Consider the following 11,799-nt stretch of genomic DNA (forward strand, 5'->3'; position numbering starts at 1 on the left):
GAAAGATGATGGAACAGCGCATGTCGTCATCCCTGTCCGGCGGCCCGAGGCTCGGCCTCGGGGGTCGCGGTCTCGGTCGCGGTCTCGGGAGTGTCGTCGGCTCCGGGCCGGCCCTCGGAGGTGTAGCCGGCGGCCTGGAGGTTGAAGAGGTAGGCGTAGGTACCGCCGAGCTTCATGAGCTTCTTGTGCGAGCCCTCCTCGATCAGCTTGCCGTTCTCGATGACGATGATCTTGTCTGCGATGCGTACGGTCGAGAAGCGGTGCGCTATGAGGAGTGAGGTTGCGCCCTCTGCGACGGTGCGTAGCCGGCCGAAGATCTCGGCCTCGGCGGCCGCGTCGATGGCGGCGGTCGGTTCGTCGAGTACCACGATCGGGGCTTTGCGCATGAACGCACGGCTGAGTGCGATCTTCTGCCACTGGCCGCCGGAGAGCTGGTGCCCTTCCTCGAAGTGGCGGCCGAGCATGGTGTCGTAGCGGTGGGGGAGAGTGTCGACGGCCGGTGCGATACCGCCGGCCTGCGCGGCGCTGTGAATGCGTGCGTCGTCCGTCAGGGAGTCGACGTCGCCGAATCCGATGTTCTCCCGGACCCGCATCTCGTACCGGATGAAGTCCTGGAAGATCACGCCCATGTTCCGCTGGAGCTGCTCGATGTCGTACTCCTCGATGGGTACGCCGTCGATCAGGATCTGTCCGCTGGTCGGCTCGTAGAGACGGGTGAGCAGCTTGACGATGCTCGTCTTCCCGGCGCCGTTCCGGCCGACGAGCGCCATGCACTCACCCGCCGCCAGCCGAAAGCTCACATCGTCCAGGACGAGTTTGTCCGTACCCGGATAGGCGAAGCTGATGTGGCGGAACTCGATGCCCTTGGTCAGCTTCGTGGGGAAGTCCCGGCTGCCACCGGTGATGTCGTGCTCCGGCATGTCGAAGAAGTCGAAGAGGTTGCCGAGAAAGAGGGTGTCTTTGTAGAGCGTAGAGAAGCCGAGCAGCATGCTGATGGCGGTCACCTGGATCGTGCCGATCGCCTGGAGATAGCCGGCGAGCTGGCCGATCTGGCCGGAGCTGATCGAGCTGTGGATGGCCCAGATGATCGCTCCGGAGGATGCGCCGACGCTCAGGGTGCCGAGCAACCCGGAGAGTAGCGACTGCCGACGGGCCAGTCCCCTGTCCACCCGGAAGAACTTCTGCACGAGCTCGCGGTACCGGTCGACGAGCGTGGGCGCCAGCTGGAAGAGACGGACCTCCTTGAAGGAGTGGTCGGTGGTGGTCAGGTACTGGTAGTAGAAGAGGCGCCGCCGCTCGGGTGCCCGGGCAAACTCAATCTCGAACGCCTTGTGTGCGTAGACCATGTGGGAGATGGCCGCGGGTATGGGGGCGAGCAGGATGAGCAGTGCCACCCAGGGACTCCAGATGAACAGGACCGAGCTCACCGAAACGATGGTGATCAGGTCGCGTCCGGCGTCCAGGAGCTGGGAGAACAGCTGATAGATCCGGCCTCCGTTGCTCTCCTGAAAGGCGCGCTGAAGCTTGTCGTAGGAGTCGGCGCTCTCGTACTGCTGTAGCTCCAGGCGCGTCCCCTTGCGCATCACGCGCTCACCGATCTTCGTGGTGAGCTCCAGCCTGAGCAGGGAGTCCAGGTACTGGACACAGGTGCCGAGCAGATGGCTGGTGACCGACAGCACCAGCAGCAGCACGGCGTACCGGAGCGCTTGGTCCCGTGCTGCCTCCGCCCCGCCGATCGCGTCCGCGACGGCCTGCACGGCCGCTGCGGTCAACGCGATCTGGATGCCGGGCACGGCGGCGGACAGGATCGTCACGACGGTGTACGCCGTGACCCGTACACGACTCAGCTGCCAGAAGAGCCGCATCACGCGGAGCCAGATCATCGCTGCCCCCCTGCCGCCAGTCGGCCGCGGATGGCGCGAAGGGTCTGGCCCCAGAGCCGATGGCAGTGTGTCTCACGCTCGAGATCTACTGGGAGGAGCCGGTTGATCTGCATATGGGCCAGACTGCCGAGCACCTCGTCCGCGGTGCCGACCAGAGTGCCGCTTGCGGTTGCCGCGCGTACGGCATCGGCGACCTCGGTGACGGCGGCGGCCTGGGGGGCGAGAAGCTCGGCGAGTCGGGTACGGTGCCGTGCTCCCTCGGGGTGGGTGAACCGCTCCCAGGGGCTGAGGAGTTCACACAGGTAGTCGCGGTTGTCCCGGAACTGCCTACGGGCGGCCTGGTCCTCCTTGACGTGGCTGATCCGGGTGGACCGCTCCATGAGGGGCATACCCCATTGGTCGTGGAGCATGTCCAGCACGGCGACGCCGAGAAACTCCGGTTCGAGGCCGAGTTTCGCAGCGATGATCCCCGCGGTCACCTCGCTGTTGGCGGTGAAGAGCCGCTCCACGGCGTCGAACGTCTCCACGCCGCCGTACCGGGCCACCTCGGGGGCGTAGCTGGACACCGCGAGGTCCCGTGCGAGGCCCTGCGTGACGATGTCGCGGCCCCAGCCGGCGAGTGCGGCGAGGAGCTCTGCCGCGGCCGAACTCCGCGCGCGGATACGCAGATGCGGGAACGGGTCGGCGTAGCGCAGGTAGAACCAGCGGTCCAGCAGGCCGTGTGCGCGTAGCTCGGCCATGACCGCGCGCAGCGGACCCGTGATGATCTCGTCATGGCGCTCGGGCGCGGCGTAGAGCTTCAGGAACGTCCATTCACCTCCTGGCAGGTGGCGTTGGACCGGCACTTGGGGGGCGCGGGAGACGGCGTCGCGCGTCACTCGTCCGGCGTCCTTGGCGATGACCGGAACGACGAGCTCCTCAAGGTAGGTTCGGCCGTCCTCGTCGCTCAGCCAGGTGTGGTCCGGGCCCGGCAGCATCTCGTGCAGCACGGCCGCCGGCTTGGTGCGGAGTTCGGCGCGCAGCTCCTCGACACAGCGGGGGTTGTCGAGGTCGAGCAGCAGTCGGTTGTCCCCGTCCACCAGGAAGACGTAACGCGGCACCTGCCAGCGGGCGAACCAGCCGTCCAGGTCGTCGCGTTCCTGCTTCGTGATCTGCCACTGGGCGCCACGCAGCACGATCCGGCCGCGTGTGACCCGGGGCAGGAAGGGGGACGATTCAAGCACTCCCCAGTAGAAGCCGGTCGGCAGCACATAGCCGTCCAGTGACACCTCGATCAGGAACCGCGCCACGTTCGGCGCCAGCGCCGGACTCAGCATGTGGTGCTGCGCGACCACGACCTCCCGGTCGAGCCGCTGGGACCACAGGTAGAAGCGGCGGTTCGTGGTTCCGACGAGAATGTCGTCGAGCGGGATCGTCCGGTCCTCGGCGACGGAGGGAGCGGTGTTGATCGGAATCTCGTGCGGCCGGACGCTCGGTCGGACCGCGACGTTCGCGGCCCTGCCGTACGACGGGAGATAGGCGAGCTCCGCGTACGCCACCTCGGGGCTCAGCCGCTCCTCCTGCTGGGCGAAGTCGTGAAGCAGCCGTAGCGAGGGTTCGTCGATGAGATCGTGGAAGCGGCCGAAGGTCCGGCCGCCATGCGCAAGCCCGTCGGAGCGCAGGACCGCACGCCACTCCCCGGCGTCGACCGCCCCCCGGTTGGCGGCGGCGATCTGTAGATAGGCGTCCATGACCGGCGGCCAGACCCCACTGTCCGAGCGCGGCGCGATCCGGTCGAGCCAGGAGTCGGTGAGCTCGACCTCCTGCGCGCGCTGCCACCACGCCTCCTGGGCGAAGCCGAGCAGCGCCTGGTCCCTGCGGCTGGCGTCCGGCTGCGGTGCGGATGGCAGCTCGATGCTGCGTTGGGGCATGGTGTAAGTGGGCGGGGCGTCGAGACCCTGGTCGGCGCTGAGGAGTTCGAGCACCGGCACGCGCGTACCGGCCCCGTAGGTCTCGTCGAACTCCTCGCGGTAGCGCGTGAGATGGTGCGCGCCCCCCAGCGTCGTGGACAGCCGCATCAGTACGTCCACGGCATCTGCTGCGGCTTCCCCGACGGACGCGTTCAGGTGGGGGGCGCGCAGGTCGAGTGAGGCGTCGGCCTGATAAGGCTGGCCCCGGTGCTCCGGCAGCAGTGCGTCTTGGGCGGCCTTGAGCCGGCGTAGCGAGGCGACATCGTCGGCGCGCTCGGCCAGTTCGGCGACGCCGCGCAGCCGGTCCGCAGCCTCGGTGGCATGCGGTACGTCGGCCAGGGCCTTCAACACATCCTGCTCCGGGCGGGCCGCAGTCTGCGACGGTCGTAGATCGCCAACCAGGAACCCGAGGTCCCAGAGCTGGCGGACCAGACCTTCGACTGTGTCGATGCTTTCCTGCGGGAAGGCGGCGGCGAGTTCGTCGACTATCCGCTGGTACGGGAGGGAGCCGACCGCGGCGGCCCGTACCGCGTCGACGGCCGGGGTCGCCCGGATGCGCACTGCCCTGTTATCGCCCTGACCGTACTTGTCCGCCTGCGGCAGGACGATCCGGTCACCGGCCCGGTGGGCCATCGGGTTCAGGCGGACCGGGAGGTGCCGCAGCAGCTCTGGGTCCTCTTCGACCTCCTTGAGCCACGACAGCAGCCAACTCATGTCGGTACGCACCCGCAGCCGCTTGAGCGCCGGGCTGCCGAGGCGCAGCGTGCTGCTGGGGCCGAAGGTGCCGATCGCCACACCGGAGAACGCGCCGAACGGCGTGGGCCTGGTGGCCATTCTGATGAGATAGCGAAGCAGCCGCGAGCGCACCTTGGCCGCCCGCTTCGGGCTGAGTTCGTCCAGGCCACGGTCCAGGGTTGCGGTCAGGTCCTCGCTCGCCACGAGCAGGGCACGTCGTACATCCGGCCGCTGCGCGAGTCGTAGCACCTTCTCGTCAGTCTGGTGCGGGTCCTCCATCAGGTCGAGGAACTCGGCGAACGGCAGTGCGGGAGTGCGCAGCATGAAGAAGCCTGCGGGTGTGTAGGTGGTCATGTTTCACCTCGCGAGGAAGAGGCGGAACCAGCTGGGCCGCTCAGCACCCAGCGCGGCCAGCAGCGTCAGCGCCACGCCGGTGGCACCGGTGAGCAGGGTGGGATCGTCCACCAGGACACCCGGCTCGTCCTGGTCGGCGAAGAGCAGGGGCCGCTGCGGGTCGGCATAGTCCAGCAACTCCTCGGTGAGTCGTGGCAGCGCCGCTCGGGCCGCGGCGCTCCACGGCGCCAACTCGAGGCACATCATGAGGAGTCCGGCGTGTCCGTGGCAGAGAGTGGGCGACAGCGGGCGCGTCTGGGCGGTGCGCTGCAGTACGGCCTCGAACGCCTCGACGGCCAGCTTGCGCAGACTGTCGTCGCCCAGGCTCTCGGCGACGGTCAGCAGGGCACCGGCGACCCCCGCGGTGCCGTAGCACCAGGCGAGCTGGTCGCCCGCGCACGAGAAGGTGAGTTCCGCACCCTCCGCGCTGACGCCGGTGCCGTCCGGCCAGACCGGGCCGTACTCGTCGGAGTGTGGCTGGGCGACGATCCAGGTGGTCAGGGTGTCGATGGCGGCCCGGTGTCCCGGCCTGCGCAGACCCGCGCGCCAGGCCACAGCCAGCGCGGCGGCGACCCCTGGCATGCCGTGTGAGAGCCCCAGGTTCAGATAGCCGTGGGGCCACTTCTCCCGGTAACTGGGCAGGGGTGGGTAGACCTCGGGGGTGAGCAGCCAGCGGTGGGGGGTGGCAGGGGTCCGGGCCGGGCCGGTGAGCCAGATCAGGTAATCGAGCAGCCGCTCGGCCGCCTCGCGAATCCGGTCCGTCGGCTCCTCGACGGAGCTCAGATAGGCCAGTATCCCGGCCGCTCCGGTGATGAGGTCGTAGTCGAGGTCGCTGACCGCTCGCTCGACCCTCGGGTAATCGGTCTCGAGCACCTGGTCGGCCAGTTGCTCGTGCAGTCGGTCGAGGCTGGGGCGGAAGCGTGGTTCCAGCCGCACGCATTCGGCCACCGTGAGCGCGAGACCACTGGTGCCGGCGAAGAGCCCCGGACCGCTCAGCGGTTCGATGGAGGTGGCAGCCACCGCTTCACGGATGTGGTGGAACGCTGTGTCCAGGCTGCTCAGGCCGGCCGAAGCAGCGTAAAGGTGCAGCAGAGTGGCGCCGGCCTGTCCACTGCTGACACTGGGTGGGTACCAGGCAGTTGGCTGGGGAGACTGCTCAGAGCTCCGCAGCACGAGCTCGGTGAGCTGCGTGGTATCCGAGGTTAATTCCGTCACGTGAGTGACCGTGCGCCGAACTCGTTCCGCCAGTAGGCCGTCTTCCAGCCCGATCCAGCTGTCAGTAGTGTCAGGGACGCGTGGCATCTTTCTTCCTTGTCTCATGACGGGGCTCGGAGGCCATGGCGGTGGACGGGTGCTGCCGTGTCAGCATCACGGCAGCACCCGTCGCATTGCTCCGCGCCCTGGATTACCGCGGATTACTGCGGATTACTGCTCGGCGCGGCACAGGGCAGTGCAGACAGTGGTGCAGTTGCAGGTGCAGGTCGGCTTGCAGGTGACGCGGGTGCAGACCAGCCGGGTCGCGACGGTCGAGATAGACGGCGGACCGAGCTCCGGGTTACCGGCCTTCGGCGTGTTGACCTGAGCGTCCAGGTCGAATGCGTCCGACATGTTCATTCCTTTCGATCATTGTGGGAGAACCCGCACAGCATCGGCGCGGGTGCGTGAAGGTTGTGCTCCACGCTCGAAAGAAATGCTCACTCAGGCGGCGGCGGAGCGCCATTGTCGTCTGCGACAGTCTTTCCCACGGCTGCCGACGCATGGTGCTGCTCGGATGGAATCGAGTGGTGGGTGCTTAGTTCGGTATGGAAGTAATAAGCTGCCAGGCAGGCCGCCATCCTGGAGTCGGTTTCGAGTTTCTCCATGATGGCGGTGAGATGTGCGCGGACCGTGCGTTCGGTAACTTTGAGCTGGTCGGCCATCCACTGGTTGGACGAGCCCTCGGACAACAGCGTGAACACCTCGCGCTCCCGCGGGGTCAGCCTGTTGACTCTCTTCAGCGCATGCTTCCACTTCGGCTCATCAATGGCCGTGGAGTGCCCGCACCCACAACAGTCCTTCGATTGGTGCACGGCCGCCTGCCCGAGTATGACTTGATCTGCTCGCATAATTCCCCCTGAATTTCCATGCGAAGTGCTGCGACCGGGACTGAGGGCCAGGAGGGTCTGTCCTGGTGTTGCCCCGGTTCGGAGGTTCCCGAGATACGGGAAATGCCGACAAAGGGTCAGATGGTTCTCATGAGAGGAATACCGATCACGGTTGCTCCCAGGGAAAGGGGCATTCAGTGCGCTGCAGGGCCAGTGGATGACCGATCAGTCCGTGTGCTTCTTTGAGCGGCAGGACAGCGCACTCCAGGCCTAGGTCTTCGCCGTGATCGCCCAGGGCCGTCGTGACACGTACGACACCGCAGCGGCGCAGACTCGGCAGTACCGCGGAGGCGACCCGTGAGGCGGACAGCCCAAGCCATCGTCCGAGTTCGCCAGTCCTGATCTCGACTCTTCCCGTGGTCGCTGGCGGTACGCGCAGCCAGCATGACCGCGGCAGCCGGACCGCATCGGGTGCCCGCGTCGATTCGGGTCCGTTCAACCACGTACGCACGGTCCCCGCCAGGCGCGCGGGCATCCCGGCCTAGCCAGCAACAGCCGTGTGTCCAGGGCGACCGTGGCTCTCCCACACCGCCCGGCGTCACCGTGGCCGGTTGACACAGGGCACAAGGCTCGCTGCTGCCACGGTGGTGGGACGGCTTCGCAGGTGTTCTGGCTCCGTCTCCAGGACGGCTGACTCTCCGGAGGACGGCAGCCGGTTGGCGAGTTCGTGACCAGGGCAGGGCTGACAAACGGCAGCACCGTACTGCACCATGTGTATGCCTTCCTAAGTAATCGTGTGCGGGAAGGAAAAGCCCTTGAGGGCTGGCTCGGTTCGCGAGAACCGATGTGTCCGATCTTTGCGATCGGGCTTCGTCCGGCGACACACGCCGGGCGGTGATGCTGGGGCCGCATGTGATCAGGTGTTGGCGCACTTGGTCCACGGCCGGGTGGCAGCAGTCTCTCGACGGGACTGCTGCCGCGCTTTCATCAGTCCATGATGCGGGGCCTCCTGCGGGTACCGGGAAGGCTCATGGCTGCCGCCTGGAGTCGGATGCGATGACCGAGTGGGTATCGGGGGGAATCAACCCGCCGACAGCCCCTTGAGCACACGGCGTCGGGAATCCCTTCCGCGGCCAGGCGGGCCGGGCCAGGCGGGCCTTCACCGGGCGTTCCAGCAAGTAGAAGAGCAGAGCGGATAGTTACCGAGGCATCGGAGGAGGTTCGCCCTCACCCGGATACCTCGTGCCACCTGTGGGTCGGTACGGCACACGGTCGGCGGTTCAGTTCCACGGTTCCCCCGTCGTTTTGGTGTTCGCGTGTTCCTGTGGGTAGCGGTCCCGTCCGCTTACTCGTCGATCCGAAGGTCCGGGAGCGCCTCGCTGCGGATGAGATCCTCCACGATGCCGAGCACGGCGCTGCGGGCCTCCGGCGAGAGCTGCCCGGCACGCAGCGCGATCTGCTGGACCCCGTGGCCTTCCCTGAGGTGGAGCCACCGTTCCTCATCCACTGGTGCACTGTCCCCGGTCGTCTGCGCGCCCTCGAATGTGCGCAGACGGCGCTCCGTGGCGAGCACAGCAGGATCGTCGTCCGGTTTGAGGAAGTAGTCCGCGTGGTCGACCCCGAAGAACTCCGCCAGGCGCTGTGCCTTCTCCACCGACGGCATTGACTTCCCACTGCGCAGGTTTCGGATGTACTGCCCGCTGACCCCGACGTACGCAGCGATCTCCGTATCGGTGAACCTGCCCTTGTCCTCCAGGCGAGCCGCTTCGACCAGGCGCTGCAGGCGGCGTCCGAACAGACACGCGGCATCAGTGCTTGGGAGAGGGCGTCTTGGTGCCTTCGGTCGATACAGGGACATGACAATGGATCGTAGGCGGAGTTGGTCAAGCTGCGGAACCCGGCATCAACAATAGTTTTGCCAGCGCGTTGACAATGGCAAGAAACCATCGCCTCCCGGGGAGGAGCTCCTGCCATTCGTGCCTCGAAATACCCGAGGGCAACTGGGCCGTGGCTGAGATCCGTGCCCGGCCCTGCGTTTCATTGAAGCGTGTACTGATGGATCCGTGATGCGACCGACTGGTGCAGCGCATGTACCGACTTGCCCGAACTGGGCCACGGTCCTAGTCCAGTGATCCTCTGCGCCCCCCTCCGGGTCGCGCCGCCAAGTCGCGCGAGGCCATTGCTGGTTGCCCATCGAGTCGACCAACGTACTGTCGAGGTCACTACCTTGAGGCAGCGAGGTCGGGAGCGCTTACCAGCTTGCGGCTCCTTCCTGTGCGCGGCGCAAAGGGAGTGTCAGGACTCCATCTCCGTGATCCGTTGCTCAAGAAGCGCGATCTTTCCGTCCAGCGGGTTCGCCATGCCCGGCCAGAGGTCGGCCTTGAGGATGAGCTGGACTCGGGGGGCTTTGGCGGCGACGGCTTCAGTGGCCCGTTTGACGACGTCCATGAACTCGTCCCACTCGCCTTCCACCATGGTGTACATCGAGTCTGATCGGGTCCGAAGCCCCGATTCCCTGATGATCTTGACTGCGTCGGCGATGTAGTCGGCAACGTTCTCCTCGACTCCCATCGGGGTCAGAGCAAATGCGATGAGCACGGCACTCCCATCTGGTACTAGGCCGGACCGGCCAGCGATGTGTGATAGGCACGGACAGCCGGCGATTGATATGCGGCGGCGATGTGCAGCAAGTGGCCGATTTCCTCGGCAAGGTCCTGTGCTCCGTCCCCAGCGAGGTTTGCTTTCTGGGCCTGCGGCGTCTGGCCCACGCGCCGAGCATGCACGGCGGCAACCAGCCAGTAGGCGGAGACGTATGCGTCGACCAGATGCGCCTGCACATCAGCGTCCTCATCGGCACGTCGCCGGATCTGGTCGAGAGTGGCCGAGGAGACGTAGGAGCGCAGCACGATCATCGCGTCTCTGATCTCGATCACTCGTCGGTAAAGCCGCAGTTGCAGCGGTACAGCCGCGGCACGCAGCCGAGGTCCCCCAACGAAGACCACATCCGGGGTTGTGCCGGTCAGGTCCCGCCACAGCAGTTCAAGACCGCGATGCGCGCTGCGGTACCGCCACCACTGACGCAGGTGAGCGAGGAGGGGCAAGGCAGCCCCGGCTGCCATGAACAGCGCTTCGATGCCCGTGACGGGTGAGAAAATGGGCGCAAAGACCGTCGAACGGGTCACCAGATAGGCAAGCTTGAGCACCCACAGCAGTGACGCCAGGAGGATGCCGGTGCCGAACAGGCGTAGCGCGCAACGCAGGAGTCGGGGAATGTCACGGCGGCCGTAACTCCAGCATACGAACCCACAGGTGGTGTCCGCGAGCAGGTGGAAGGCAAAGAAGACCCACCAATACGCATCGGGCACACTCGGGATATCACTGGAAGGCGCTATCTGGTTTCGGGCGTGCGGTGGCCCGCCAAGATCCAGCAGGACCAGCGTGCCCATAACCAGGACGGCGATACCGAACACAGGGATCGTGTGGCGCCGGCGTCCGGCTGCCTGAAGGATGAACCACAGAACAGCGGCAGCATCGAGGATGCTCACCAAGTGCTTGGTCAGGTCGATCCAGTGGGCGTTGGGCACGAGCCGTGCCAGGACTTCGGTGACGGGTTCGAGGTGCATCGACATCGCCACCGCAATCATGACGATCGCGAACCACAGCGGCCGCTGCTCGCTTCTGCGCAGGGCCTGCGGTGTCCGGGCGATCGCCACACTCCACAGCGCGCCGATGCCGATGTTCTCTAACCACGCGAGCATGGCGTCCCTGCACGACGCACACCACTCAGCCCCATCGCGGACTCCAACCCGGCCAGCATCCCGGACAGCAGCGTCGGGGCGGGGATGCGACCGATGCTCTCCAATACCAGGGTGGCGATCATCTCTGCCTCCTGTTCCTGGAGATCGGAGTACCGCGAGCGGGGAAGCACCTGCCGGATCGACTTCGAATCCGCCAGATTGATCCGGCGGTACAGTCGCTGGTCTCCGCCGCCTGAGCGGTGGCCACACACCAGGTGCCCGATCTCGTGCAGGATGATGTGTTCTTGATGCAGCGGGCTTGTCTGGGCGTCGTACAGGACGTAGTCACCGCTGTCGGTAGCCAGCCAGATACCTGTCGGCATCTCGGGGACTGTCGGTGTGGGCAAGGGGCGCAGCTCCAGCGGGCGGCCTCGGTCCGTGGCCAGCCGGGTACACAGTTCCGTGACGGAAAATGGATCAGGTAATGGGAGACCGTCGATCACATGCTTGCACCGACGGTGCAGACGTCTCCAGTACATCTTTGTCCGCTCTTCCAGGATCGTCGGGGCTGAAGGACACATGACCCAATACCCGCGGTCTCTTGCGGTACCCAGAAGCCGCTAGCCCTACCACATCCCACTCGCCTCAGCCACGAGTGAGCCTAGAGCGTCGTAGGATCCACCGCTAGAGATCATTAATGGTTGGGGTTACGGGGGTTCGAGACCCGTCAGCAGGGCCAGAACCCCCAACATGAAAGATCTCTGGCTAAGCGTCCGTACGATCTCCGGCACGCGGGGATCTCGTTCTGGCTGTACTCCGGTGTCGACCCGGCTGAGTGTGCGCGGCGTGCCGGTCAGACCATCGAGGTTCTCTTCCGCCACTACGCCAAGTTCCTGGAGGGCGTTCGGGAACAGGCCAACCGGCTCATCGAGCAGTCGATGCAGGAATGGGACCGCGTCAATCAGGGCGGCACGCCTGAGGCGTGTGATTTTGGTCCGTGACTGGTCCGGAAGGGCTG

Annotated in this window: 10 protein-coding genes; 1 reads left to right on the forward strand and 9 read right to left on the reverse strand. The window is 66.2% G+C overall.

All coding sequences use genetic code 11. The features are described 5' to 3' along the window. Positions 1 to 26 precede the first annotated feature (26 nt). The 9 genes from ACFWVV_RS22125 to ACFWVV_RS22165 all read right to left on the reverse strand — a co-directional run bounded on the left by ACFWVV_RS22125 (position 27) and on the right by ACFWVV_RS22165 (position 11,164). Positions 27 to 1,883 carry an ABC transporter ATP-binding protein gene (locus ACFWVV_RS22125; protein ID WP_384354404.1) on the reverse strand — a complete coding sequence of 619 codons (1,857 nt, stop codon included), beginning with the start codon at positions 1,881 to 1,883 and terminating at the stop codon, positions 27 to 29. Then, a complete protein-coding gene (locus ACFWVV_RS22130; protein ID WP_384354402.1) occupies positions 1,880 to 4,921 on the reverse strand; it encodes a lantibiotic dehydratase in 3,042 nt (1,013 codons plus the stop codon). The genes ACFWVV_RS22125 and ACFWVV_RS22130 overlap by 4 nt, the downstream gene beginning before the upstream one ends. Positions 4,922 to 4,924: 3 nt before the next feature. Further along, positions 4,925 to 6,175, reverse strand: coding sequence for a lanthionine synthetase C family protein (locus ACFWVV_RS22135; RefSeq protein ID WP_384354400.1), 1,251 nt, complete (start codon positions 6,173 to 6,175; stop codon positions 4,925 to 4,927). A gap of 210 nt (positions 6,176 to 6,385) precedes the next feature. Next, positions 6,386 to 6,568, reverse strand: coding sequence for an FDLD family class I lanthipeptide (locus ACFWVV_RS22140; RefSeq protein WP_384354398.1), 183 nt, complete (start codon positions 6,566 to 6,568; stop codon positions 6,386 to 6,388). Between the two features lie 86 nt (positions 6,569 to 6,654). Further along, positions 6,655 to 7,065 carry a response regulator transcription factor gene (locus ACFWVV_RS22145; protein ID WP_384354396.1) on the reverse strand — a complete coding sequence of 137 codons (411 nt, stop codon included), beginning with the start codon at positions 7,063 to 7,065 and terminating at the stop codon, positions 6,655 to 6,657. Positions 7,066 to 8,389: 1,324 nt separating this feature from the next. After that, positions 8,390 to 8,902 carry a helix-turn-helix domain-containing protein gene (locus ACFWVV_RS22150; RefSeq protein WP_384354394.1) on the reverse strand — a complete coding sequence of 171 codons (513 nt, stop codon included), beginning with the start codon at positions 8,900 to 8,902 and terminating at the stop codon, positions 8,390 to 8,392. A 437-nt stretch (positions 8,903 to 9,339) separates the two neighbouring features. Further along, positions 9,340 to 9,642 (reverse strand): MTH1187 family thiamine-binding protein, encoded by a 303-nt coding sequence (locus ACFWVV_RS22155; RefSeq protein ID WP_384354392.1) that lies wholly within the window; start codon positions 9,640 to 9,642, stop codon positions 9,340 to 9,342. 17 nt (positions 9,643 to 9,659) lie between these two features. Beyond that, entirely contained in the window at positions 9,660 to 10,802 is a 1,143-nt protein-coding gene (locus ACFWVV_RS22160; RefSeq protein ID WP_384354390.1) for an MAB_1171c family putative transporter, read from the reverse strand. Then, a complete protein-coding gene (locus ACFWVV_RS22165; protein WP_384354388.1) occupies positions 10,787 to 11,164 on the reverse strand; it encodes a hypothetical protein in 378 nt (125 codons plus the stop codon). The genes ACFWVV_RS22160 and ACFWVV_RS22165 overlap by 16 nt, the downstream gene beginning before the upstream one ends. 318 nt (positions 11,165 to 11,482) lie before the next feature. Between ACFWVV_RS22165 and ACFWVV_RS22170 the strand changes: the two genes are divergently transcribed. Further along, positions 11,483 to 11,782: a hypothetical protein gene (locus tag ACFWVV_RS22170; RefSeq protein ID WP_384354386.1), complete on the forward strand. Its 300-nt coding sequence runs from the start codon at positions 11,483 to 11,485 to the stop codon at positions 11,780 to 11,782. Positions 11,783 to 11,799: the final 17 nt, after the last annotated feature.

This window comes from Streptomyces sp. NPDC058663, assembly GCF_042716745.1.
Classification (GTDB): Bacteria; Actinomycetota; Actinomycetes; order Streptomycetales; family Streptomycetaceae; genus Streptomyces.